This window comes from Planobispora longispora (genome assembly GCF_016863135.1).
Lineage (GTDB): Bacteria > Actinomycetota > Actinomycetes > Streptosporangiales > Streptosporangiaceae > Planobispora > Planobispora longispora.
Window position 1 is genome coordinate 77,967 of sequence record NZ_BOOH01000047.1, and the last position, 22,126, is coordinate 100,092.

At 72.3% G+C, this 22,126-nt stretch carries 26 protein-coding genes; 13 read left to right on the forward strand and 13 right to left on the reverse strand.

Features of this window, described 5'->3' with window-relative positions; genetic code table 11:
- Window positions 1–106: 106 nt before the first annotated feature.
- Window positions 107–2,221: a beta-glucosidase gene (locus Plo01_RS28275; protein ID WP_203893749.1), complete on the reverse strand. Its 2,115-nt coding sequence runs from the start codon at window positions 2,219–2,221 to the stop codon at window positions 107–109.
- Between the two features lie 253 nt (window positions 2,222–2,474).
- On the opposite strand from Plo01_RS28275, the gene Plo01_RS28280 reads away from it, so the two are divergent.
- On the forward strand, window positions 2,475–3,776 hold the full coding sequence (locus Plo01_RS28280; RefSeq protein WP_203893750.1) for an alpha-amylase family protein: 1,302 nt from the start codon (window positions 2,475–2,477) through the stop codon (window positions 3,774–3,776).
- A 22-nt stretch (window positions 3,777–3,798) separates the two neighbouring features.
- On the opposite strand, the gene Plo01_RS28285 is transcribed toward Plo01_RS28280, so the two are convergent.
- A complete protein-coding gene (locus tag Plo01_RS28285; protein WP_203893751.1) occupies window positions 3,799–4,302 on the reverse strand; it encodes an ester cyclase in 504 nt (167 codons plus the stop codon).
- Between the two features lie 249 nt (window positions 4,303–4,551).
- Between Plo01_RS28285 and Plo01_RS28290 the strand changes: the two genes are divergently transcribed.
- Window positions 4,552–4,773, forward strand: a complete 222-nt coding sequence (locus Plo01_RS28290) for a DUF5999 family protein (protein WP_203893752.1) — start codon at window positions 4,552–4,554, stop codon at window positions 4,771–4,773.
- A gap of 91 nt (window positions 4,774–4,864) precedes the next feature.
- On the opposite strand, the gene Plo01_RS28295 is transcribed toward Plo01_RS28290, so the two are convergent.
- Entirely contained in the window at window positions 4,865–5,314 is a 450-nt protein-coding gene (locus tag Plo01_RS28295) for a MarR family winged helix-turn-helix transcriptional regulator (protein ID WP_203893753.1), read from the reverse strand.
- Window positions 5,315–5,402: 88 nt separating this feature from the next.
- On the opposite strand from Plo01_RS28295, the gene Plo01_RS28300 reads away from it, so the two are divergent.
- Window positions 5,403–6,056: a maleylpyruvate isomerase family mycothiol-dependent enzyme gene (locus tag Plo01_RS28300; protein ID WP_203893754.1), complete on the forward strand. Its 654-nt coding sequence runs from the start codon at window positions 5,403–5,405 to the stop codon at window positions 6,054–6,056.
- A 99-nt stretch (window positions 6,057–6,155) separates the two neighbouring features.
- On the opposite strand, the gene Plo01_RS28305 is transcribed toward Plo01_RS28300, so the two are convergent.
- Window positions 6,156–6,566 (reverse strand): cupin domain-containing protein, encoded by a 411-nt coding sequence (locus Plo01_RS28305; protein ID WP_203893755.1) that lies wholly within the window; start codon window positions 6,564–6,566, stop codon window positions 6,156–6,158.
- Between the two features lie 83 nt (window positions 6,567–6,649).
- Between Plo01_RS28305 and Plo01_RS28310 the strand changes: the two genes are divergently transcribed.
- The 3 genes from Plo01_RS28310 to Plo01_RS28320 all read left to right on the forward strand — a co-directional run bounded on the left by Plo01_RS28310 (window position 6,650) and on the right by Plo01_RS28320 (window position 9,210).
- Window positions 6,650–7,585, forward strand: coding sequence for a helix-turn-helix domain-containing protein (locus Plo01_RS28310; RefSeq protein WP_239317232.1), 936 nt, complete (start codon window positions 6,650–6,652; stop codon window positions 7,583–7,585).
- A 221-nt stretch (window positions 7,586–7,806) separates the two neighbouring features.
- Window positions 7,807–8,289: a hypothetical protein gene (locus Plo01_RS28315; protein WP_203893757.1), complete on the forward strand. Its 483-nt coding sequence runs from the start codon at window positions 7,807–7,809 to the stop codon at window positions 8,287–8,289.
- 255 nt (window positions 8,290–8,544) lie between these two features.
- The gene (locus Plo01_RS28320) at window positions 8,545–9,210 is read left to right on the forward strand and encodes an alpha/beta fold hydrolase (protein WP_203893758.1); all 666 of its coding nucleotides are present in this window, start codon (window positions 8,545–8,547) and stop codon (window positions 9,208–9,210) included.
- A 77-nt stretch (window positions 9,211–9,287) separates the two neighbouring features.
- Here Plo01_RS28320 and Plo01_RS28325 read toward each other — a convergent pair whose 3' ends face one another.
- Entirely contained in the window at window positions 9,288–10,466 is a 1,179-nt protein-coding gene (locus tag Plo01_RS28325) for a hypothetical protein (protein WP_203893759.1), read from the reverse strand.
- Window positions 10,467–10,760: 294 nt separating this feature from the next.
- On the opposite strand from Plo01_RS28325, the gene Plo01_RS28330 reads away from it, so the two are divergent.
- The gene (locus Plo01_RS28330) at window positions 10,761–11,477 is read left to right on the forward strand and encodes a PilZ domain-containing protein (protein WP_203893760.1); all 717 of its coding nucleotides are present in this window, start codon (window positions 10,761–10,763) and stop codon (window positions 11,475–11,477) included.
- A gap of 192 nt (window positions 11,478–11,669) precedes the next feature.
- Complete coding sequence (locus Plo01_RS41105) at window positions 11,670–11,804, forward strand: hypothetical protein (protein WP_275415430.1); 135 nt, start codon at window positions 11,670–11,672, stop codon at window positions 11,802–11,804.
- Between the two features lie 162 nt (window positions 11,805–11,966).
- Here Plo01_RS41105 and Plo01_RS28335 read toward each other — a convergent pair whose 3' ends face one another.
- Genes Plo01_RS28335 through trpB form a run of 3 tightly spaced genes read right to left on the reverse strand, consistent with a single transcriptional unit; the run spans window position 11,967 to window position 14,766 of the window.
- On the reverse strand, window positions 11,967–12,722 hold the full coding sequence (locus Plo01_RS28335; protein ID WP_203893761.1) for a GntR family transcriptional regulator: 756 nt from the start codon (window positions 12,720–12,722) through the stop codon (window positions 11,967–11,969).
- Window positions 12,719–13,564, reverse strand: coding sequence for a tryptophan synthase subunit alpha (trpA, locus tag Plo01_RS28340; protein WP_239317224.1), 846 nt, complete (start codon window positions 13,562–13,564; stop codon window positions 12,719–12,721). Before trpA ends, Plo01_RS28335 begins: the two co-directional genes overlap by 4 nt.
- A complete protein-coding gene (gene trpB / locus Plo01_RS28345) occupies window positions 13,561–14,766 on the reverse strand; it encodes a tryptophan synthase subunit beta (protein ID WP_203893762.1) in 1,206 nt (401 codons plus the stop codon). The genes trpA and trpB overlap by 4 nt, the downstream gene beginning before the upstream one ends.
- Window positions 14,767–14,822: 56 nt before the next feature.
- Between trpB and Plo01_RS28350 the strand changes: the two genes are divergently transcribed.
- Window positions 14,823–15,071 (forward strand): hypothetical protein, encoded by a 249-nt coding sequence (locus Plo01_RS28350; protein ID WP_203893763.1) that lies wholly within the window; start codon window positions 14,823–14,825, stop codon window positions 15,069–15,071.
- Window positions 15,072–15,138: 67 nt separating this feature from the next.
- A complete protein-coding gene (locus Plo01_RS28355) occupies window positions 15,139–15,393 on the forward strand; it encodes a hypothetical protein (protein WP_203889951.1) in 255 nt (84 codons plus the stop codon).
- A 16-nt stretch (window positions 15,394–15,409) separates the two neighbouring features.
- On the opposite strand, the gene Plo01_RS28360 is transcribed toward Plo01_RS28355, so the two are convergent.
- Window positions 15,410–15,997, reverse strand: coding sequence for a hypothetical protein (locus Plo01_RS28360; protein WP_203893764.1), 588 nt, complete (start codon window positions 15,995–15,997; stop codon window positions 15,410–15,412).
- Window positions 15,998–16,045: 48 nt separating this feature from the next.
- Window positions 16,046–16,612 (reverse strand): hypothetical protein, encoded by a 567-nt coding sequence (locus Plo01_RS28365; RefSeq protein WP_203893765.1) that lies wholly within the window; start codon window positions 16,610–16,612, stop codon window positions 16,046–16,048.
- Between the two features lie 28 nt (window positions 16,613–16,640).
- Between Plo01_RS28365 and Plo01_RS28370 the strand changes: the two genes are divergently transcribed.
- Together Plo01_RS28370 and Plo01_RS28375 are read left to right on the forward strand one after the other, a co-directional pair.
- A complete protein-coding gene (locus Plo01_RS28370) occupies window positions 16,641–18,062 on the forward strand; it encodes a hypothetical protein (protein ID WP_203893766.1) in 1,422 nt (473 codons plus the stop codon).
- A 202-nt stretch (window positions 18,063–18,264) separates the two neighbouring features.
- Entirely contained in the window at window positions 18,265–18,420 is a 156-nt protein-coding gene (locus Plo01_RS28375; RefSeq protein WP_203893767.1) for a hypothetical protein, read from the forward strand.
- A 478-nt stretch (window positions 18,421–18,898) separates the two neighbouring features.
- Here Plo01_RS28375 and Plo01_RS28380 read toward each other — a convergent pair whose 3' ends face one another.
- Window positions 18,899–19,804: an SDR family NAD(P)-dependent oxidoreductase gene (locus Plo01_RS28380; RefSeq protein ID WP_203893768.1), complete on the reverse strand. Its 906-nt coding sequence runs from the start codon at window positions 19,802–19,804 to the stop codon at window positions 18,899–18,901.
- Window positions 19,805–19,889: 85 nt separating this feature from the next.
- Between Plo01_RS28380 and Plo01_RS28385 the strand changes: the two genes are divergently transcribed.
- Window positions 19,890–20,456, forward strand: coding sequence for a TetR/AcrR family transcriptional regulator (locus Plo01_RS28385; RefSeq protein WP_203893769.1), 567 nt, complete (start codon window positions 19,890–19,892; stop codon window positions 20,454–20,456).
- A 71-nt stretch (window positions 20,457–20,527) separates the two neighbouring features.
- Here Plo01_RS28385 and Plo01_RS28390 read toward each other — a convergent pair whose 3' ends face one another.
- Together Plo01_RS28390 and Plo01_RS28395 are read right to left on the reverse strand one after the other, a co-directional pair.
- Complete coding sequence (locus Plo01_RS28390) at window positions 20,528–21,235, reverse strand: GNAT family protein (RefSeq protein WP_203893770.1); 708 nt, start codon at window positions 21,233–21,235, stop codon at window positions 20,528–20,530.
- A gap of 76 nt (window positions 21,236–21,311) precedes the next feature.
- The gene (locus Plo01_RS28395; protein ID WP_203893771.1) at window positions 21,312–22,085 is read right to left on the reverse strand and encodes a TetR/AcrR family transcriptional regulator; all 774 of its coding nucleotides are present in this window, start codon (window positions 22,083–22,085) and stop codon (window positions 21,312–21,314) included.
- Window positions 22,086–22,126: the final 41 nt, after the last annotated feature.

Consider the following 22,126-nt stretch of genomic DNA (forward strand, 5'->3'; position numbering starts at 1 on the left):
TCCTTCCGCCCAGCCGAAGGGGCGTCCCGCGTTCATACCCGGGCGGCCGCTCCCGTTACGAGGACCGGGACTCGTCCCGAGGGCCCGGCCCCGCCCCGGACCGCGCTCAGCGGCGGATCGTCCCGCGCAGCGGCAGGTCCCGCGAGGAGGCCCCGACATGCACGGTGTGGCCGCCGCGCACCGTCACCCACTTCCCGCCGCGCCAGATCTGGAACGCCCGCTCCGGGAGGCGGAAGGCGACCGTGGCCGACTTCCCCGGCGCGAGCCGTACCTTGGCGAACCCGCGCAGCTGCCGCGGCGGCTCCCCCGCTCCCCCGGGGAAGCCCAGATACAGCTGCGGTACGGCGACGCCCGCCCGCGGACCGGTGTTGCGCACCGTGACCCGCACCGTGGTCCCGGAGACCGACAGCCCCCGATAGGAGAACGTGGTGTAGGACAGCCCGTGCCCGAAGGGGAACAGCGGCGCGACGCCGGTCGCGTCGAAGTGCCGGTAGCCGACGCGCAGCCGCTCGCTGTAGACCTGCCGCAGGCCCACCCCGGGGAACTGCCCGCGGGTGCTCGCCGGATAGTCGGACGCGCGCCTGGCGACGGTCATCGGCAGGCGCCCGCCGGGGTCGGCGTCGCCGAACAGCACGGCGGCCAGCGCGTTGCCCAGTTCCTGCCCGCCGAGGAAGGACGAGACCACGGCCTTCGCCTTCCCGGCCCAGGGCATGAGGACCTGCGCGGGACTGGTGAGCACGACCACCGTGTCCGGGTTGGCCGCGATGACGGTCTCGATCAGCTTGTCCGCGTTCCCGGGCAGCCGCAGGCTCTCGCGGTCCTCCCCCTCCTCGGTGACCAGCCCCGCCACGACCACGGCGACGTCGGCCTCGCGCGCGGCCTCGGCGGCGGCGCGCAGCCCGGACTCCCCCTCGCCGTCCCCCGGCGTGTAGGTCACCTCACCGCGGGCGCGCTCCTCGATGCCCTCGTACGGCGTGACCACGTACGGCGGCAGCACCCGCCCGGACCCCGCCGAGGTGATCCGGACGTCGTCGTGGGCGGCGGTCCCGATGACGGCGATGTCGCCGGTGTCCTTGGACAGGGGCAGGAGACCGCCCCGGTTCTTCAGCAGCGTGGTCCCGGATATCGCGATCTCGCGGGCCAGGGCGGTGTGCGCCGCGGTGCGGACGTTCCGGCCGGGTGCGCCGTACCCGCCCTCGAAGAGCCCGTCGGCGATCATCGGCGTGAGCACCCGGCGGACCATGTCGTCCAGGCGGGCCTCGGGGAAGCTCCCCGAGGCCAGCCCCGCCCGCAGGTTGACGGAGAACAGCGGGTCGTCCGGCATCGCCTGGTCGAGCCCGGCGCGCGCGGCCTTCTGCCCGCTCCGGGTGGCCAGCCAGTCGGACATGACCCAGCCGTCGAAGCCCATGGACTTCTTCAGGTCGGCGGTGAGCGTCTTGCGGTTCTCGCAGGCGTAGGCGCCGTTGACCCGGTTGTAGGCGCACATGACCGCCCCGGCCCCGGCCTCGACCGCGGCCTCGAACGGCGGGTAGTAGATCTCCCGCAGCGTGCGCTCGTCGATGACCGCGTTCACGAGCATGCGGTCGGTCTCCTGGTTGTTGCCGACGTAGTGCTTGACGGTGGGGATGACGTTCCGGCTGCGGATGCCCCTGACCTCCTGGGCGGCCAGCGCCGAGGTGAGGTGGGGGTCCTCTCCGAAGCTCTCCCAGACCCGGCCCGACTGGGGCACCCGCAGGATGTCCACGGCGGGCGCGAGGTGCACGTTGACACCCTTGCCCCGGGCCTCCGCGCCGAGGGCGGCCCCGAAGCGGCGGGCCAGGGCGGTGTCCCAGGTGGCGGCGAGGGTGATGGGCGCGGGGAAGGCGGTCACGCCCTTGACGTCGCTGACGCCGTGCGGGCCGTCGTGCATGCGCAGTTCGGGGATCCCGAGCCGGGGGACGCCCTTGACCCGGCCGCGCGGCATCAGCGCCAGGCCGTGACCGCGCACCATGTTCAGCTTCTCGTCCGTCGTCATCGCCTTGAGCAGCAGCTCCACCCGCTCGGAGACGGGCCTGCCGGTGTCGAGCCAGGGCCGCCGGTCCCGCTCGCCCGCGGTCACGACGCCGGCGGGCGGGACCGCCGGCGCCCGGGGCGGAGAGGCTGTCGCCGGGAGCGGGGAGGCGAGGAGCAGGGCGGCGAGGAGAACGGTGGTCCCGGTGGCGGAACGTCTCAGGCTCGGCACGGTCGTCCCCTGACGTGTCACGGCGGTGGAGAGCCGATCCTGGCCCCGCCCGCCGGTCGCGATCTATGGCCCTCCGCCACAACACGGCGGCGGCAATGTGGCATGCGATACGAGAATCACTGGAATTGCGGTTTCCGGTACGCCATTCATGGGAGAACCTGATGGGCCGGAAACACCCGGAGCCGACCGTCCCGCAGTCAACAGCCTCGAAGTCAACCGCCTCCCCTCGGGGACCGCCGGTGAAGGAGCGACCGTGGCGTCATGGGCCGACCACGCGATCTGGTGGCACGTGTACCCGCTCGGGTTCACCGGCGCCGAACCCGCCGCCCTCCCCGCCGCCGAGCCGGTACGGCACCGCCTGCGGCACCTGGAGAACTGGCTCGACTACGCCGTCGAGCTGGGCTGCTCGGGCCTGCAGCTGGGCCCGATCTTCGACTCGGAGACCCACGGCTACGACACGGTCGACCACTTCCGCGTCGATCCCCGGCTCGGCGACGACGCCGACTTCGACCGGCTGGTCGCCGCCGCCCGCGACCGGGGCCTGCGCGTGCTCCTGGACGGGGTGTTCAACCATGTCGCCCGGGGCTTCCCCGTGTTCGAACAGGCGGGCGCCGACCCCCGCGCCGCCGCCTGGTTCCGCCGCTCCCCCGGCGGCGCGGACTACGACACCTTCGAGGGCCACCACCACCTCGTCGCCCTCGACCACGGCGAGCCCGCCGTGCTCGACCACGTCGTGCGGGTCATGGACCACTGGCTCGGCCGGGGCGCCTCCGGCTGGCGGCTCGACGCCGCCTACGCGGTGCCCCCGGACTTCTGGCGGCGGGCCCTGGAGCGGGTCCGCCCGCGCCACCCGGACGCCTGGTTCGCCGGGGAGGTGCTCCACGGCGACTACGCCGCCTACGTCGGCGAGAGCGGGCTGGACTCGGTCACCCAGTACGAGCTGTGGAAGGCGATCTGGAGCTCGCTCAACGACGGCAACTTCTACGAGCTGGCCTGGGCCCTGGAGCGGCACAACGGGTTCCTGAAGACCTTCGCGCCGCTGACCTTCACCGGCAACCACGACGTGACCCGGCTGGCCAGCCGTCTGGCCGACGCCCGCCACCTGGGCCACGCCCTGGCCGTGCTGTTCACCGTCGGCGGCGTGCCCAGCGTCTACTCCGGCGACGAGCAGGGCTTCCACGGCGTCAAGGAGGAGCGGGCCGGCGGGGACGACGCGGTCCGCCCGGCGTTTCCCGCCACCCCGGACGGGCTCTCCCCCGCCGGCCGGCCGGTCCACCGGCTGCACCGGCGGCTGATCGGGCTGCGCCGCCGCCATCCGTGGCTGGTCCGGGCACGCACCGCCGTGCCATACCTGGACAACCGGGCCGTCGCGCTGGTCTCGGCCGATCCGGACCGTCCCGGCCGCGAGCTGCTCACCCTGCTCAACGTGGACGACGAGCCCCGCCGTTTCCCGGTCGGGACCGAGGGCCTGGCCGTACTGGAGTCGTCGTGGGAGGCCCCCGGGGATCCGTGTCTCGTGCCCGCCCACGGCTGGGCCGTCCTCGGCGGCCGCTGACCCCGGCGCCCCGGGGCCGCGATCACCGCGTCCGGGGAAGGGCCGCGCGGGGAAGGCCGGTGCGGGAACGGATCTCCACGGTCTTGTCCGGGTCGATCACGTGACCGCCCGCGGGCCCGCCGGCCGTGAGCTGGCGGAGCACGTCGAGTTCGTCGGCGGCCATCCAGACGGCGGTCACCAGGCCGTCCTCCACCGTGAGGATCTCGACCGTGCGGAGCCGTACGGCCCCGCCGGTGGCGGGCACCGTGCCCAGGGGCGTCTCCAGCGGGCCGACCTGGCGGGCGTGCATGCGCAGGCCGAGAACGATCCGGCCCGGCGTCTCGATCGTCTCCACCGGCTCGATCCGGAGATCGGCGTAGGTCCGGTGCAGGGCACGGGCCCGCCGGACGAGGTCGGCGGCGGTCAGGACCGCGTCGTTCACGGACAGCGGGTCGGCGTAGATCGCACGGAAGGCCGCCTCGGCGGCCGCGGGGTCGGCGGGCGGCTCCAGCCAGAGGCCGAGGATCCGGTCGATGAGAGTGGGCATGCCGGAAGTGCCGGGGGAGGCCGGGACGGCGACCAGGGAGCCGTACACACGGCGGGGCCGTAAAAAGCCCTGGACCGCCTGAGACCGCCTGAGACCGCCTGAGACCGCCTGAGACCGGCCGCCGGATCCCGTACTTCTCCACACAGCGGCGCCGGCGGTATTTGTACGGAGACCGGCTCGCGGCCGGGGGCGATGCTGAGGGTGTTCGACGGCCAGCACCCGTAACCGAGATGATCACCGAGGCCCCCCATGTGCCACCACGAACCCCACTGTCCCCCGGCCTACGCATCCGACCGCGAAGCCGCGCGCCCCGTGGCCTTCCGCCCCGAGCAGGGGTGGACCCTCCTGTGCAACGGCGTCGTGCTGTTCGACGACACCGGCGAGCTGCTGCCCGACGGCCGCGCCATCGCCCCGCACCGCCCCCCGCTCCCCCGCGCCGCCCGCCGGTCCCTCCTCGTCACGGCGGCCTGATCGTCCCGCCCCGGCCTGTGACCCCACCCCGGGCCGGGGCGGGATACCACCGGCGGAGACCGCACGGCGGCGGAGACCGGGGACTCGACGATCACCGGTAGGGATCGGCGATCTCCCGCAGCCGGGTGAGGATGCGGCGGAGATTGTCGGCGTCCCGCTTGCCGAGGTGCCGCGTCCACTCGGCCTGGACCTCGGCCTCGGCCTCCATGGCGACCTCGATCGCCGCCCTTCCGCGGGCGGCGATCCGCACCAGCCGGGCCCGTGCGTCCCTCGGGTCCGGCACCCGCTCCACGTAACCGGCCTTCTCGAGCTGGTCGATCAGGAAAGTGGCCGTCTGCTTGGTGACCCGGGCCTGCTCGGCCAGGTCGGTCACCCGCGTGCCCGCCGAGCCGATCCGCTGGAACACCCGGCTCTGCGCGAGGGTGATGTCGTCGAACCCGGCCGCGATCACGGCCTTCATGACCCGGGCTTCCATCTCCCGCGCGGGGATGAAGCACAGCATGCCGAGGTTCATCTCACTCCGGCGTGGCCCCTCGTTCATCCGCCCTCTCTTGACGCCGGACAGATTATCGAACTAAATTAGTTCCATTATCGTACCAGATTGCGGGCGGCGACAACAGGAGGCCGAGATGAACCGCGATGAGGTATGGCAAGCGATCGACCACGAGCGGTCCACTCTCGCAGACCTCTTCGACGACCTGTCCGAGAAGGAGTGGGCGACCGCGTCCCTGTGCGACGGCTGGAGCGTGCGCGACGTCGCGGCCCATCTGACGCTCGCCCACGGGGGAAGCATCCCGAAGATGGCGTACTGGCTGCTGCGGGCCCGCGGGAACATGAACCGCATGATCCACGAAACCGCCCTGGACCAGGCCAGGCTGCCCGTGGAACGTTACAGCGCCATGCTCCGCGCCATGGTGGGCTCGCGCAAGAAGGCCCCCGGCCTCACCCCCTTCGAGCCGCTCCTCGACGTCCTCGTGCACGGGCAGGACATCACGATCCCGCTCGGCCGGGACCGGCCCATGCCGCCGCGGGCGGCGGCCGCCGCGGCGACCCGGGCCTGGGAGCGGACGGGCTGGCCCTTCTGGGCCCAGCGGAAGATGAGCGGATTCGAACTCGTCGCCGCGGACTACCCCTGGTCGATGGGGCAGGGACGGCGGGTCGAGGGCTCCATCGGGACGATCCTGCTGGTGCTGACCGGCCGGACGGCCGCCCTGCCGCACCTGTCCGGTCCCGGCGCGGACGGCCTGCGGGCCCGCCTGTCATCGCCCGCCGCCCATCGGTGACGGCCTGCGGCGACGGCGTCCCCGCGCGGGACCGCTCCATTCCGGACGGCTCCACTCCGGACCCGCTGCAGGCCGGACCCGCTGCAGGCCGGACCCGCTCTATGCCGGACCGCCGAGGGCGTGACCCGTGGTGGCCTCGATGTGCGAGGGCACGGCCTCATGCCGATCGCCCACGCTCAGGGTGCCGGTCGGCTCGAACATCAGGATCGAGGCGCCGGCGGGCGAGGACGGCTTGTGCTCGGTCCCGCGCGGGACGACGAACACCGACCCCGCGGGCAGGGCGACGGTCCGCTCCGCCGCGGGGTCGCCGCCGTCGCGCAGGGCGATGAGCAGTTCGCCGTCCAGCACGAGGAAGAACTCGTCGGTGTCGTCATGGGCGTGCCAGATGTGCTCGCCCTCGACCCTGGCGACCCGGACGTCGTAGTCGTTCACCCGGGTGACGATCCGGGGGCTCCACAGCTCCGCGAAGGAGTCCAGCACGGCCCGCAGTTCGATCGGTTCGTTTCTCACCCGGGTCACTCTGCCGGTTCGCCCCGCGCAGGGGTGAGTGCTAGAAATCGCATATGCCGCAAGGATCCTCGCATCGGGTCGTGATGATCGTCGATGCCGGTTCGAACCCGTTCGAGCTGGGAGTGGCCACCGAGCTGTTCGGCCTGCGCCGTCCCGAGCTGGACAGGCCGTGGTACGACTTCAGCCTCTGCGCCGCGGGGGGCGAGGTGGTCATGCACGCCGGGCTGTTCACGATGTCGGGCGTCACCGGGCTGGAGGCGGTGGAGCACGCGGACACGGTGATCGTGCCCAACCGGCCCGACCCGGAGACGGAACCGGCCCCGGCGGTCCTGGAGGCCGTCCGGCGCGCCGCCGGGCGCGGCGCGCGGCTGGTGAGCTTCTGCACCGGAGCGTTCGCCCTGGCCGCCGCGGGCGTGCTCGACGGGCGCCGGGCCACCACGCACTGGCGCTGGGCGGAGCTGTTCCGCTCCCGCTTCCCCGCCGTACGGCTCGAGCCGGACGTGCTGTTCGTCGACGACGGCGACGTGCTGACCTCCGCCGGCAGCGCGGCCGCCCTCGACCTCGGCCTGCACCTCGTCCGCCGCGACCACGGCGCCGAGATCGCCAACGCGGTGAGCCGGCGCCTGGTGTTCGCCGTACACCGCGACGGCGGCCAGCGGCAGTTCGTCGAACGTCCCGTGCCCGGCGTGCCGGACACCTCGCTGGCTTCTCTGCTCAGCTGGGCGCAGGAACACCTGGACCGCCCGCTGGCCGTCGCCGACCTCGCCGCCCGCGCCGCCGTCAGCCCGGCGACCCTGCACCGGCGCTTCCAGGCCGAGCTCGGCACCACCCCGCTCGCCTGGCTCACCGCCGAACGCGTCTCCCTGGCCTGCCGGCTCATCGAGCGCGGGGAGACCAGACTGGACGCGGTGGCCAGGGCGAGCGGCCTCGGCAGCGCCGCCAACCTGCGCGCGCAGATGCGGCGGCAGACCGGCCTCAGCCCTTCCGCCTACCGGGAACGATTCGCTCGAGCCCGCTGATCGCTCAGGCGCGCGGGCGTCGGACCCGCTCACGCAGCGCGAGCAGGCGTGCCTCTCTCAGGCGCGCGGGCGCCGGACTTCTCAAGTATGAGATCGCCGGACGGCCCGGGGAACCCCGTGGAACGGGATGGAACGCCGTACGGATGAGCGGCCCGCCGCATGCCCTGCCCCTCGATCGCCCGGCCGCGAGCCCGGCGACCGCGAACCGGAGAAATCACGTCATGAACAGAATCCGTACCAAGCTGGCCGCCGCGCTGGTGGCCGCCGTCGGCGTCATCGGGCTGGCCACGACGCCCGCCCAGGCGGCGACCGAGATCGTCGCCGAGCTCGAGATCGGCTTCAACACCGGCGTCCCCGCCGCCCGCACCATCACGCTGAGCGTCCACGTGCCCATGAACGAGTACGACGCGAACGGCTACCTGATCCACGGAGGCAGGATCCAGGTGCGCTTCTACGGCAGCGACCCGGGCACCGACTCGGTCATCTACGGCCCCATCACCTGGTACAGGGGGGACCACGGCCTGACCGCGGGACCGGACGGCATCCGGCTGAACTACACCTGGGAGGTTCCGCCGGGGTCGTTCCTCAACGAGGACGACAGCTTCGGCAACAGGGGTGACGAGGTCTACATCACCGCGAAGTTCATCGACGGCGACGGCGGGACCATCAGCGACGACTCCAACACCGAAGAAGGCTTCTTCTGAGCCGCGCACGGATCGGCCTGAAGATCCGGGCAGCGGAAGAGCCCGCCGGTCACGTCGACCGGCGGGCTCCGACCTGCGCCCCGCATCCGGCGGCACTTCGCCGGGCGGGCCCCTTCGTGATGTCTCCCGCCTGCTGCTGCCGATCATCACGCGGACTGCCGCGCACCCGCCTGGAAGGGTCCGCCGGAGGTCGCGTCGCCGGAGCGGCCCCGGACCGGGACCGTTTTTGTCGGTCACGTCCTGTACCTATGGGGAATGTCAACCTTCGTGCTGATCCACGGTGGCGGCGACAGCGGCTGGGCCTGGCATCTCCTCGAAGCCGAACTGCGCTCGCGGGGACATGACACGGTCGCCCCCGACCTGCCGTCGGAGAACGCCTCCGCAGGGCTGGACGACTACGCCGAGGCCGTCACCACGGCCGTCGGCGACCGGCGGGACCTCGTGGTCGTGGGCCACTCCTACGGCGCCTTCACCGCGCCCCTGGTCGCCGACCGGCTCCCGGCGGACCTTCTGGTCCTGCTGGCGGGGATGATCCCGGCCCCCGGCGAGCGGCCGGACGACTGGTGGGAGGCCACCGGGTGCGTGCGGGCCAGACAGGACGCGGGCCTGGCCGGCATCGATGATCCGTTCGAGAGCTTCTACCATGATGTCCCGCGTGAGCTGGCCGAGGAGGCCATGCGCCGGGAGCGTGACGAATCCCCGCGCGTGGGCGACGAGCCCTGGCCGCTGAAAGCCTGGCCGGACGTGCCCACGAAGTTCATCCTGTGCAAGGACGACCGCTTCTTCCCGGCCGATTTCTTCCGCGGGCTCGCGCGAGAACGCCTGGGCGTCGTGCCCGACGAGATCTCCGGCGGCCACTGCGTCCCCCTCAGCAGGCCGGACGCCCTGGCGGACCTGCTGGTGGGTTACCTCAAGCACTGACAGCCGTCCGGGCGGCCTCCTCCCCTGCCCGGCGAGAAGCGCCCGCGCCGGGCGTCCGCCTGCCTCGCCGCGGCCCGTCAGTGCCGGCGGCGGTCTCCGTGGGTCAGCAGCAGTTCGACGAACCGGCGCTCTCTGGCGGCGCGGCGGCGGGGCTCGTCGATCCGCCACTGGACCTCCGGCGGCAGGGGCCGGGCCCGCCGGCGCCGCCGCTCGCTCAGCCACCTGTGCCACCGGTCGCCGCCCCCGGCGGTTCCGTCGGCGGGGACGGCGGGAGCGGGGCCGGCGAAGCGGCCCACCGCGTCATACTCCTCCAGCACCGCTTGCTGGTTCAGCCCCGCCCACTCGGCCGCCTCCAGCAACAGCAGCCGGGGCGCCAGCCGGATCGGCGCGGGATCGCGCCCCGACCGCGTCACCTGGCCAGGCAGCCCCTCATCGTGCCAGCGCACCCGCCAGCCCGGCCAGGCGCCCGCCACCGCCGCCTCCGCCGGGCAGGTCGGCGGCGGCCACGCCCACACCTCGCGGGCCGTCACGTCGATGAGGATCCCCGACCCGGCGAAGAACTCATCGGGCACCGGCACCGGGTCGCGATCGGCCAATGCCTCCACCAGCGCGGGTCCCACGCTCAGCACCTCGAAGACGTCCACGTCACACCCGAAGTCGCCCAGCCGTCCGTCGCCGAAACGCACACTCAGCACGGTTTCCCGATGAGCGGGGTAGCCGGGGTGGACGAGGCGGGGCTCGGCGCGGTACTCCTCCCACGTCTGAGCGATGTCGCCGATGACGGTGCCGGCCAGGCCGATGCGCTCCAGCACCTGCTCCAGCGCGGCCGGCTCCCGCTCGCAGCCGCCTCCCAGGAGGTCGGGCGGCAGGTCCAGCCGGGCGACGAAGTCGGCCAGCCCCCGCTCGGCCCAGCGCACCGTCCAGCCCGCCCAGTCCCACCACCCGGTCCCCTCCGCGCGTTCCCGCTCGGCGAGCGCGGCATCGCCCAGTACGGCCAGCACGGCACGACGCAGGCCGTGACTGTCGGCCAGCGGGCCCAGGCTGGTGCGGAACAGCAGGAAGCGAGCGTCGAGGTCGACGAGGACCCCGCCCCGGTCCCACCCGTGTTCCAGCCCGCTGCCGGGTCCGGCCCAGCTCCCGTACAGGTCCACCAGGAAGTCGGGCCCATCGAGCAGGCGGCTGAGGTCCGCGCCGGAGACGCGGTCGGAGCTCACCCGGCCGTTCCGGACGAACACCATGGTCACCTTCGGACTCATGGTGATCAGTATGCGGGCCCCGCCGGCAGCCGGGGCGTCCTGGATCAGCCCCGGTTCTCAGCCGATCGGTCACCGCAGGGCTTCCGGATGCGCGCCCACGCGGCGATCAGACGGAAACGCTCTGAGTGATGGATGAAGCACACAACGTGCTCACCTACTCTGCATGAGTGCACCGTCCGACAAGCCTCACGAGGCCGCGATGCCGAGCGAGCCGGTAAAAGGCCAAGCCGCTGCGCCGCCTGCCGCAGACACTCCGCTCTCGTCCTCATCCCCCATGATCACAAGGTGTCGCCCATGAGCCAGCTTCCGCTACCGAAAAGCGCCCTGTACATCTGCGTCGACGACGACACCGGGCACCGCTCCCGGCTGGAGGCGATCACCCCTGACGCGATCATCGTCACCGCGCCCGCCGGCGCCGAGAAGCTGGTGGCCGCCGAGGTGGGCAGCCACCTGACGGTGTTCTGGATCGACGAGGGCGGCCGCGTCGTGCTGCCGGTCCTGCTGGAGCACATCACCGCCGGCCCGGTGGAGCGCTGGCACCTGCGTCCGCTGGGCGAGCCGCGCCAGGCCGGCCGTCGCCAGCACGAGCGCGGCGGCGGCGGGGAGAAGATGCGCATCTCCACCCTGGCCGCCCAGCCCGCCGTCACCTTCGACAGCACCCTGCTGGACCTGAGCGAAAAGGCACTGCGCTGCTGGGCGCCGGCCTCCGACCTCGCCGTGGGCGAGGAGTTGCACGTCCAGGTGGTGCTCAGCACCGGAATCCTGAGTCATATCGGGAAAGTCACCATCGTGCGCGACGCCGCCGACGGCATCGGCCAGCACATCGTGGTGACCTTCCACCCGCTGGCCCCGCCCACGGTTCAGATCATCCGCCGTTACCTGTTCGTCTGGGGAAGCCGCCGGGCCCGGCGGTCCGAGGAGGAAGCGGCTGCGGGCGCCGCGTCGGCGGACGCCGGCCTCGTCGCGGCGGCCCATCGGCCCGGACGCGCCGCGACACCTGCGCGTTCGTGATCGGGCCAGGAACGAGCGGGTCCGTCCGCAGACGCGGGTGAGGGACGCAGCGAGCCTCCCGCGCGTCCCGGTGATCGGGGACACCCGGATCCGGACGGCAAGGTCGGACGCCGCAACCACTACACCCTCAACCCCGAGCGCGGCTTCCGCTACCCGACCGAGGCCGATCTGCCCGTCCGGCTGCTCATCGGCATGTTCACCCAGCACGACCTGCCCGAGACCGGTGCTCCCGGCGCCCACCACGCCGTCACCCCGGCGGCCCGGATCGCCGACGGCCGGGACACCGGCGACGACTCTCCCACGCAGCCGTACGCCTCGAGCCCGTGAGGCCGGGCCCGGAGCCGCAGCTCCACCGGCAGGACTCCCAGCGGGCGCTGCGCCCGGCGCCGCGGCAGTCGCGCACGCCCATCCGTGACTGCTTCCCGCTGACCGCCGTCGAGACGGCGCCGCTTCCCCGTCGCCGCGCCGGGACGGACCGCGCACGGCTGCTCAGCTGGTGGCGCCCCAGGTGAGGGAGAGGCCGGTGGCGGCGCGTTCGGTGCGGATCTCCATCATGCTGCCGAGGATGGTGGCGTGGTCGGACACCACGGGTGTGGCGTCGAGCGTGTAGGTGATCCGGGTGCTGACGAGCACCGGGCTGCCCTGCGGCTCGTGGAGGTGGCGGGCTGCGGCCGGGTCGAGCAACCCGGGCCGGACCACCTCGGACGCCCGGGCGACCGCCACCCCCGCGTCGGCGAGGGCCGTGTAGAGGGAGACGGCGGTGAAGTCGCGGTCGCGGATCCGGTCGGCCACCGGCCGGCGGACCCAGGACACCTGGTGTACGGCGGGGCGTCCCGCGAACTCGCGGACCCGCTCCAGCCGCAGGGCGGTGTCGCCGGGGCGCAGCCGCAGCTCCGCGGCGATCCCGGCGGGGGCCCGGCGCACCGCCCGCCCGGCCACGGCGGTGCGCACGTCGTGGCCCTGCTTGAGCAGATCGTCGACCAGGCTGCGGAGCGAGTCGAGCTGGTACGCCAGGTGGGGCGGGGCGACGAACGTGCCCCTGCCGGGCTGCTGCACGATCAGCCTCTCGTCGCTGAGCTCCCGCAGCGCCTGGCGCAGCGTCATGAGGGTCACCCCGTAGGAGGCGCTCAGCTCCCGTTGCGGCGGCAGGGCCTCACCGGGGGCGTAGTGTCCCGACCGGATCTTCGCGGCGAGGTCGGCGGCGATGGCGCGGTATCTCGCCTCGTGCCCGGCGTCGGGGGTCATCGTGGTCGGTCACACTCCTGGTCGAGGGCTTGCCGCAGGGTCGTGAGGAAGGCCCGCAGGTCGTCCGGCCCGGCCCCGTCGAGCACCCGCCGCATGACCGCGGCGCCGACCACCACGCCGTCGGCGTGCCGGCGGGCTTCGCGTGCCTGGTCCGGGGTGGAAATGCCAAATCCTAGCAAGACCGGCCGGTCGGTGACGCGCCTGATCCGCTCGGTGAGCTCCGCCGCCGACGCGGCGAGGGCGGTCCGCTCACCGGTGGTGCCCATCAACGACACCGCGTAGACGAATCCGCGGCTGCGGCGCGAGATCTCCGCCAGCCGCGGCTGCGGCGTCGCCGGCGACGCCAGCAGGGACAGCTCGATCCCGGCGGCGGCTGCCGCGCCCTCCAGTTCGTCCGCCTCGTGCACCGGCAGGTCGGGCACGATCAGGCCGCCGACGCCGGCCCGGCGCAGCGCGGCGCAGAACGCCTCGGGGCCCTCGTGCAGCACCAGGTTGTAGTAGGTGCTGGCGACCAGGGGCACGCCCAGGGCCGGCATGCCGGACAGGTCGGCGAGGATCCGGCGGGTGCTCGCCCCCCGGGCCAGTGCCGTGTCGCCGGCCTGCTGGATGGTGACGCCGTCCAGCGTGGGATCGGAGAAGGGCAGGCCGACCTCGATCGCATCCGCCCCGGCGGCGGCGAAGGCCCGCAGGTAGTCCGTCCAGCCGGGCGTGATCCCGCCGGTGACGTACGGCATGAGCAGGCCGCGGCCGGTGTCCCGGCGGGCGCGCAGCCGGCGTTCGACCGCGCCCGCGCCCGCGGCCGGGGCGGGGTGCAGGGCGGGGCCCAGAGCGGAATTCGTCACAGCAGCTCCTTCAGGGTCGAGACGTCCTTGTCGCCCCGGCCGGACAACGTCATCAGCACCGTCGATCCCGCGGGCAGGTCGCCGCCGCCCGCCGCGCGGATCACCCAGGCGAGGGCGTGCGCCGATTCGAGCGCCGGGACGATGCCCTCGGTGCGCGCCAGCCGTACCGCCGCGCCGACCGCCTCGTCGTCGGTCACCGTGACGTAGCGGGCCCGGCCCAGGTCGCGCAGGTGGGCGTGCTCCGGGCCGACCCCCGGGTAGTCGAGCCCGGCGGCGATGGAGTGCGCCTGGGTGATCTGCCCGTCGCCGTCCTGCAGGAACAGCGAGCGGCAGCCGTGCATGACGCCGAGCCGGCCGCGGGCCGCCCCGGCTCCGCCCTCCGCCTCGACACCGACCAGGCGCGCCGGGGTGTCGGCGAATCCGGCGAACGTGCCGGCCGCGTTGGAGCCGCCGCCGACGCACGCGACCACGTAGTCCGGGACGCCGGTCCGCAGCTCGGCGGCGCACTGCCCGCGGGCCTCCTCGCCGATGACCCGCTGGAACTCCCTGACCATCCACGGGTACGGATCCGGCCCGACGACCGAGCCGATGCAGTAGTGGGAGTCGCCGGTCGCGCCCACCCAGTGCCGCATGGCCTCGCTGGTCGCGTCCTTGAGGGTACGGCTGCCCGCGGTCACCGGGACCACCTCGGCGCCCAGCATGCGCATCCGGAAGACGTTCAGCGCCTGCCGCTCGATGTCGCGCTCGCCCATGAACACCGTGGCCTCCAGCCCGAGCAGCGCGGCGGCGGTCGCGGTGGCCACCCCGTGCTGACCCGCCCCCGTCTCGGCGATCAGCCTGCGCCGTCCCATCCGGACGGCCAGCAGGGCCTGGCCCAGCACATTGTTGATCTTGTGGGACCCGGTGTGGGTGAGATCCTCGCGCTTGAGGTACAGCCGCACGCCCAGCGCCTCCGACAGCCGGAGGGCCGGGGTGAGCGGGGTCGGCCGCCCGGCGTGCACGGCGAGCAGCCTCGCCAGGGAGCCGCGGAACCCCGGCTCCGCCCAGGCCTCCCGGAACGCCTCGTCCACCTCGCGGCACGCCTCCACCAGGGACTCCGGGGCGTACCGCCCGCCGTACTCGCCGAATCGGCCCCGCGCCCGGGGCTCGCCCATCGTCCCGCCCGGCGGGACCGGCTCGCGCCACGGTGACACGTTTCGCATGCCATACTCCGATCGTTCTATAACTCTTACGAGAGTTCTATAACAGTCAGTGTGGCATGGACGACGCGGACGCGCCACCGCCCGACCTGTTCGTGGTACAGGATCAAGCTGTCGGATCGGCCGCCTACGAACTCGGTGAAGTCGCGCTGACGGTCAGGGCGCAAGGGCCTCCTGATCGCTTTCTCGGAACGACGCGTCACGAGGGCGGTGAGGAACGCGGCGAAGGCCGGCGTGAGCGGGATCGCCATGAACGGCAGGACGGCCCGCCCCCGGACGCCTTCAAAAAATCATGGAAGTCGCTGTAACCATCCGGCCGGAACGCCCCTCTTATCTGACGAACCGACACGAACGAAAAGGACGAGGGAAACCCCGATGAGCGAGTTCTACGTCACCACCACCGACTACTACGACACCGATGGCGACGGCGGCACCGACGTCCAGCTCATCGACACCGACGGCGACTACGTGGCCGACGAGGAGCGCTACGACACCGACGGCGACGGCGTGACCGACGTGGTCTACCTCGACCACAACGGCGACGGCTACACCGACGAGGTGCGCGTCGACCTCAACGGCGACGGCGTCTCCGACTACACCGAGTACCAGGGCCCCTTCCCCACCGCCTGACCCCAGCCTGAACGCGTCAGTCACCACGGCCCGCGGGAGGGAGATCGGCTTCCACGGACTCCCCTGATGCGGCCAGGTACGGCAGCCGGGCCGAACGGTAGAGCACGACGGTCAAGGCCGCTATGGCCACGATCCAGGCGACGCTCATGACAGCGCCCAGGCCCGCGTAGCCGTACCCGGCCAGCACGCCGAGCGCTCCCAGACCGGCCACGGCCCAGCGCAGCACGTCGAGGAGGGCTGCCCGGGAGACGTCTCCGAAGGGACGCATCCGCCTGATGACGACGTCGACGATCAGCCAGACGGTGATCAGAGCACCGGCCGTGCCGGCGATGCCGAGTAGCTGTGCGGGGACGGAAGCCGCCGGGGCGCCGGTCGAATTCACCGGCGTGATCATGGCGACGAACGAGACGCAGACCATGGCGACGGCGAAGGACCCGGCCCGGCCGGAGGGGTCGTCGGGGTCGGAGGCGGATCGCCGCAACCACGACAGTCCCGACACGCACAGGCCCCACCCGACGGGGTCGAGCAGCAGGTCGAAGCCGTTGAACCGGAGGGCTCCGAAGGCGAAGACGAAACCGGTGGCGATCTTCGTGACGGGACGCATGCTCCGCAACCTCTCAGGGCTCGTCGTTGTTCGCGGACGATTCGGCGCTCAGGGCCAGTCCGGATTCACCGCGTCGTTGCAGACCTTGTCGGCGAGGCCCCGCTGCCAGGCGATCGGCATGCTTTCCTCAGGTCCCGTCAGCCGCCATGAATCCCACGTCACCTCCGCCGACCTCGTGCCCATCCAGGTTTCGTACGTGAACCTGACCGGCTGGGGCTCGTACGGCACCGCCGCGCAGTCGGTGATGACGACGCGCCCGGTCAGCTGCCCGTAACCGTTGCCCTCCACGGTGGCCTCGGAGGGTTTCCCGGGCAGCAGGCGGAGTCCCGGCATCTCCGCCGAGACATCGGTGACGGTGAAGGAGGTGAATGCCTCGTTTTCGAGCTCGATCTCCACGTCGGTGGAGAGAACCTCGTTCTCGTCGACCTCGGCGCGGAGGAAGAAACTATCGACTCGCCAACCGATATGCGGAGTCATCGCCCCCGACTCCATCAAAACCGCGGCAATGGCGACGAGAGACAGGCAACCGGACGCCATCACCAGCAACAGCCGCCGCGCACGCCGGGAATGCCACGTGGTGACACCGAACTGCTGCCATATGTCACCCGAGTTCATGGTCAAAAACCATATATGGTCACATATCGTGACGACACCCCAGCTGACCTTCTGGGCGGCCGCCGCGATCACCGTCCTGGCGGCGGCCGCACCGGTCACCCGAGAGCGGCTCACCAGATTCGCCGCACTCACCGGCTTCTCCGTCACAACGGCCAACGCCCGTCAGGTCATCGACCATTTCGCCGCCCTGCGCCGATGGCGGCTGATCACCCTCGCCGTCGCCGTCCCCGTCGCCTACCTCACCGACGACCTGTTCTATCTGGTTCTCGGCTGGTGCGCCGTCTCCGTTCTCCGCCACGTACGGCCACCGCTCCGGGCGCTCCATCGTCACGACGACGCGGAGATCTATCGGAAGGCGTGGCTGCTCGGCCTGGGCTGCGCCGTGGCGGCGGGCGGCTACCTGCTGGCGAACCAGGGTGCCACGCCCGCACGTCTGGCACATGCCGTCATCGTGGCCATCGTGGCGGTGGCCGTACCGCTCGCCGCCCGGAACCTGGAGGCCGGACCGGCGCCCGAGGCATCGGACGACACGGCCCGAGCCGAGTCGGCCGTTCGCCGATGGTCGGCTCGCACCCTCTACCTCGCGGGCACCGCGATCGTGCTGTCGGGCGCGCTGCTCGTTCCCGGGCAGCCGCTCCGGCCCGAACTGCCGGAATACTCGACGCCCGTCTCGTTCCCCGAGTCCAGGGCCGCGTTCACCACGGTGGACGAGTACAAGGCTCCCACGTGTGCGTGGATCTCCTCCATGGACAACCCCTGCCGGTACTGGTTGGTGAACGGGGAACCGTTCCCGCAGGCCGCGCCGTACGTCATCGGGAAAGGCGGCGCCCCCCTGCCGGCGCCGTTCATGCCGAGCCCCGACGACAAGGCCGTCGTCTACCTGGACAAATACGATCGCCGCATGACGTACCAGGACGCCGGGGGCGTCCACCGTCTCACCGGCCCCCTGGCCGACGCCGACGTGCCCGAGCCCGGTTTCGCCGGCCAGAACAGGTATGTCGCCCTGACCGGGAACGGCGTGCAGATCACCGACACCACGGACTGGACCGCGAGGTCGATCCCGGAGGCCCGGCAGATCCACGACATCAACGCGAGCGGGGTCGTGGTGACGACGGCGTCTCGGGTGCTCGTGCTCGACCACCGGGGAAGGACGCGGACGGACCTCCCCCTCAGGGAAACCGACGATGACGTCCCCGAGGACGAGTACCACCTCCGGCCGGACGGAGGGCGCCTCGTGGTCATCTCGGGGGACGAAGGGCGTGTCGAGACCTTCGACACGGGGACCGGCAAGCGGCTGTCCAGCGTCGTCCCCTCCTTCCCCGGCGACGAGTTCCTCAACGTCGGCCTCGGCTGGTCGAAGCGGGGATCCTTCATGGTCGAGGCCCTCTACAGCGAGCGCACGTACTTCCTCGACCTGGCGACCGGCGAACTCCGGAGACGTGAGAAGTAGGCGCGGACGGTGACGTCCCGAGGGGCGAAGCGCTCTTCGCCGTACATATCGTTAAGTGGCGTACGGAGGCCGTACGACCGGGAAGCCCGGCGATCGTCCAGAGGGAAGACCACGCGTCGATGCGGCTCGCCGGTGCGATCGCCGTCCTGATCTGTCGCCCGGCCGGGATGCTTCCCGACGGCCGCGATCGCGTGAGGACGTCGTGGGTATCGACTCACGGCAGAAAGTCCGGATCCGGCAGCCGCCCGGCTTCACCGAATTCGTGGAAGCCGCCCTGGACGACCCGGCCCTCGCCGACTGCCTCGACTGGATGCACCGGGCCACCCTGGACGGCTACGGCCCGTTCCTGGACTGCTGACCTTCCAGCAAGCTGACCCGTTCCGGCAGGCTGACCGTTCCATCGGTTCCCCACTGCGAGTCGCTCCCCCAGCCGTGCGATAGATCAGCCGTCGGCCGCGACCGGCGCCAGAAGGTCCGATACAGGGTGGACCGGTCGGCGACCCCGCGACGAGACGGTCTGCCCCGGCGGCGATGACCGCTCCGGCCCGCGTCAGCACCGTTACGGCTCATCACACGGGTCGCTTGGGCGTGGCCGGAGAACGTATAGATGAACTTCTCTCCTGACAGATCACCGCGGTGCGGCACACGATCGCCGGCAGGTCGCGCGGTGCCATCGCGGCGGTCGTGGTGAGCTCATCACTCGGAAACGCAGACGGCCTTACATTGTAGATTCACGGCAGGCGGGGGTGAGACGTGCCCTGGCGGCCTGCCGAGAGGCGCTGGGCGGCCTTGCGGCCTCGGCGGCGAGCTGGTCGCAGCCGGCTTGAAACACGGTCCTACGTCAGGTCGACGCCGGTGAGCCGGCGGGAGCGGTCCCAGAGTCGGGCCGCGAGGGCGGTGTCGGCGGCGGCGCCGGTGAAGGTCTCGAAGGTCGGGCGGGGGCGGCGGGGACGGCCCGGGCCGATGTGTCTGCCGGTGGGGGCGGCGGCCTCGGTGGCCGCGTAGAGGATCGGCGCGACGGCTGCATCGATCGGCAGCCGGAAGAAGACACCCAGCACCGATTGGACCATGCGGGGCAAAAGCGCCGCTTCCCGATCCAGGCCGGTCTTGGCCATGCCTGGGTGGGCCAGCAGGCTGCGGACCGGCGATCCGGAGGCGCGGAGACGGCGGTCAAGCTCCAGGCCGAACAGCACGTTGGCGAGCTTGGACGTGGCATAGGCGCCACCGGGTGAGTAGCGGCGTTCGGCGGCCAGGTCGTCGAGGTCGAGGCGGCCCATCCGATAGAGACCGGAGGCGACGGTCACCACGGCGCCGCCTTCGGCCATCCGGTCGAGGAGAAGGCCGGTCAGCGCGTAGTGGCCGAGGTGGTTGGTCGCCAGTTGGCTCTCCACTCCCTCGGGGCTCAGCCGGCGCGCCACCGTGCCGATGCCGCCGTTGTTCAGCAGCGAATCGACGATCACGCCGTCGGCGCGCAGGCCGTCGGCGAACCGCCGGACGGCGCGCAGGTCGAGCAGGTCGAGGTGGCGGACGTCGAGATCGGCCTTGGGGTTTCCGGCACGCAACTGGTCCCGGACCCGGTCGCCCTTGGCCGTGTCCCGTACGGCCATGATCACCCGGCCGCCGCGCACGGCGAGGTGACGGGTGATCGCCACACCGAGGCCGCTGCTGGCGCCGGTGACGACGAAGGTGCGGCCGGTCTGGTCGCGGAGATCGGTGACGCTCCAGTTCACGGCGCTGTCCATGGTCCCTCCCGGAATTAAGCGGATAACTCATCCGATTCAAGGCGACAGGAAGCGGATTGTCAATCCGGTTAGGTAGACTCGGGCCATGACCTCGCTGCGTGCCGATGCCGCCCGCAACCGCGCGCTCCTGCTGGCGACGGCACGTCAGGCGGTCGCCTCGGGCGACCTGTCACTGCAGCTCAACGAGATGGCCCGCCGCGCGGGCATGGGCGTGGGCACCGCATACCGGCACTTCCCCACCCGACGGGCGCTGCTGGAGGCCCTGGCCGAACCCGCCTTCGCCGCCGTCCTGGACGGCGCCCAGACCGCGTCCCTGCACGACGATCCGTGGACGGGGGTCGAGATCCTGCTGCGGGCCCTGCTCCTCCAGCAACTGGCCGACCCCGCCTTCGCCGAGGTGATCGCCTCACCCGCCACCGACGACGCGATCCCGCAGACCACCGCCCAGCGCGACGAGTTCACCGCTCTGGCCGGGACGGTCCTCGCCCGCGCCCGCGAGACCGGCGCCCTGCGTCCGGGACTCACCGACGAGGACCTCCATCATCTGGTCTGCGGCACGGCCTTCGCACTCGGCCTCGGCTCCAGCCCGGTCGCCCGCGTCGACGCCTACCTGCGCGTCCTGCTCGACGGCGTCGCCGGCAAAGCGGAGTGACCACCCGCCCGACCGGCGAGCTGCCGCGCCGGGGCGTCACACCCGCCGGACCGGGACGCGACTCCGCAACTTCACCGCCGTTGCAGAAACCGGCTCTGGCCCGCTTTTCGGGTCCCCTCTCTCCCCCGTTGCCTCAGCCTCGCCCGACGCCGGAATCTCCCATATGAGCTGGGCGCAGTCGGTCCGGCAGGGGGCGCGCCGCGCCTCCTGCGCGCCCCACTGCCGACCGCACGGCATCGGCCGAAAGCAACGGAGTGGTTCCCGCACCAGCGACAGACGATCGCGTCGCACGGTGCGACACGATCACGGTTCTCGCGCGCCCGTGCGAGCGGCTCGCGGAACTCGCAGAGCGCTTCCTCCGCCGAGCGCCCCGGCCCGGGACGGGTACGGGTTTCCTGCAGGAGCGCATGGCCGATGCCCCGGCGCTGGTGGCCGGGGTGGACCGCGATGGTGTCGGTGGTTTGCGCGTCGAGGATGACCTCGGCGGCGCCGTCGCGAAACGGCGGGACACTGCGGAACCTTTTCCCGAGCGGGATCCGCCGGGCACCGGTGCCGTCGATCAGCCCGTAGGAGTACGGGGAGCCCTCCGGTGACTCCACCCAAGCCGAGTCCAGATCCTGGGCGGTGTACGGCGCCCGGTCGTAGGAGCCGCCCAGCGAGTAGTCGAGGAGCCGGTGAGGGTCGCCCTCGCCGCCGTTCTTCTCGCGCAGTGCGGCGATCTCATCGGTCTCGAATGCGGTGACCAGGCGTGCAGCCGGGAGATCTCCCCGTCCAGCCACTCGGTGAAGGTGCCGATCTTCTCCTGCGGCATGCCGCGCTCGACCAGCCAGACGACCGGCTCGCCGCAGTGCCGGGTCACGACTTCTCCGATGCCCGCTGCTTCTCCGATGCCCGCTGCCCGATCAGCGCCTCGACGCCATCGAGCAGCAGATTGAGTCCGAAGACGAAGTCCTCGTCGTCCACCCACCCCTCGGCGCCGTGCATGACGCCCGAGCGCATCGCGGCCGACAGGGCCGGGTAGGCCACGGGGTCGAGCAGTCCGGCGAGCACCTCGCCGTAGTCGGCGGCTCCGGTGATGGCGGCGTTTTCCATCGTCGGATCCCCGCCGCCGATGCTGTGGATGAGCGCGGCATCGGTGAGCGCGTACCCGGTCAGGGTGCTCGCCACTTTGATCTTCTCTCCGTGGTCGAGCCCCGTGCCGTCGAGGGCGGCCAGTGCGCGGTCCAGCCACAGCAGCCGCCGCGGGCCCAGCGGCGGGGCGAGCCGGTCGACCGACAGCAGCCACGCGTGCTCCAGCACGATGTCGCGATGGGCCCGGGTCCAGAGGGTGAGGTAATCCCGCCAGGACATGCCCGCCGGCTCCGGCGGCGGTGGGGCGGCGCCGTCGGCCATGGCGGTGAGCAGGTCCTCCTTGCTGCCGATGTACCGGTAGAGCGCGGTCGCCGCCACCCCGACCCGCGAAGCCACGCTGGCCATCGAGACCCCGCTCAGCCCTTCGGCGTCGGCGATCTCGATGGCGGCGGCGGTGATCGTGGCCAGATCCAGCCGTGGTCGCGGTCCCCGGCGTGTGACCGGCTCGCGCCCCCACATGCGCTCCACCACGGACGGCAGCGGCCGCTCCTGGTCCATCGAATCCCTCCTTGACTCCCTCCTAGGATTCTGCATTAACT

What these genes read in the sequence shown, in the direction of transcription:
- Plo01_RS28285 (WP_203893751.1), bottom strand. Translation starts at nt 4,302, where the DNA reads ATGCCCACTCTCATCGACCGGATCCTCGGCCTCTGGCTGGAGCCGCCC.
- Plo01_RS28290 (WP_203893752.1), top strand. Translation starts at nt 4,552, where the DNA reads ATGTGCCACCACGAACCCCACTGTCCCCCGGCCTACGCATCCGACCGC.
- Plo01_RS28295 (WP_203893753.1), bottom strand. Translation starts at nt 5,314, where the DNA reads ATGAACGAGGGGCCACGCCGGAGTGAGATGAACCTCGGCATGCTGTGC.
- Plo01_RS28300 (WP_203893754.1), top strand. Translation starts at nt 5,403, where the DNA reads ATGAACCGCGATGAGGTATGGCAAGCGATCGACCACGAGCGGTCCACT.
- Plo01_RS28310 (WP_239317232.1), top strand. Translation starts at nt 6,650, where the DNA reads ATGATCGTCGATGCCGGTTCGAACCCGTTCGAGCTGGGAGTGGCCACC.
- Plo01_RS28315 (WP_203893757.1), top strand. Translation starts at nt 7,807, where the DNA reads ATGAACAGAATCCGTACCAAGCTGGCCGCCGCGCTGGTGGCCGCCGTC.
- Plo01_RS28320 (WP_203893758.1), top strand. Translation starts at nt 8,545, where the DNA reads ATGTCAACCTTCGTGCTGATCCACGGTGGCGGCGACAGCGGCTGGGCC.
- Plo01_RS28325 (WP_203893759.1), bottom strand. Translation starts at nt 10,466, where the DNA reads ATGAGTCCGAAGGTGACCATGGTGTTCGTCCGGAACGGCCGGGTGAGC.
- Plo01_RS28330 (WP_203893760.1), top strand. Translation starts at nt 10,761, where the DNA reads ATGAGCCAGCTTCCGCTACCGAAAAGCGCCCTGTACATCTGCGTCGAC.
- Plo01_RS41105 (WP_275415430.1), top strand. Translation starts at nt 11,670, where the DNA reads ATGTTCACCCAGCACGACCTGCCCGAGACCGGTGCTCCCGGCGCCCAC.
- Plo01_RS28335 (WP_203893761.1), bottom strand. Translation starts at nt 12,722, where the DNA reads ATGACCCCCGACGCCGGGCACGAGGCGAGATACCGCGCCATCGCCGCC.
- trpB (WP_203893762.1), bottom strand. Translation starts at nt 14,766, where the DNA reads ATGCGAAACGTGTCACCGTGGCGCGAGCCGGTCCCGCCGGGCGGGACG.
- Plo01_RS28350 (WP_203893763.1), top strand. Translation starts at nt 14,823, where the DNA reads ATGGACGACGCGGACGCGCCACCGCCCGACCTGTTCGTGGTACAGGAT.
- Plo01_RS28355 (WP_203889951.1), top strand. Translation starts at nt 15,139, where the DNA reads ATGAGCGAGTTCTACGTCACCACCACCGACTACTACGACACCGATGGC.
- Plo01_RS28360 (WP_203893764.1), bottom strand. Translation starts at nt 15,997, where the DNA reads ATGCGTCCCGTCACGAAGATCGCCACCGGTTTCGTCTTCGCCTTCGGA.
- Plo01_RS28365 (WP_203893765.1), bottom strand. Translation starts at nt 16,612, where the DNA reads ATGAACTCGGGTGACATATGGCAGCAGTTCGGTGTCACCACGTGGCAT.
- Plo01_RS28380 (WP_203893768.1), bottom strand. Translation starts at nt 19,804, where the DNA reads ATGGACAGCGCCGTGAACTGGAGCGTCACCGATCTCCGCGACCAGACC.
- Plo01_RS28385 (WP_203893769.1), top strand. Translation starts at nt 19,890, where the DNA reads ATGACCTCGCTGCGTGCCGATGCCGCCCGCAACCGCGCGCTCCTGCTG.
- Plo01_RS28395 (WP_203893771.1), bottom strand. Translation starts at nt 22,085, where the DNA reads ATGGACCAGGAGCGGCCGCTGCCGTCCGTGGTGGAGCGCATGTGGGGG.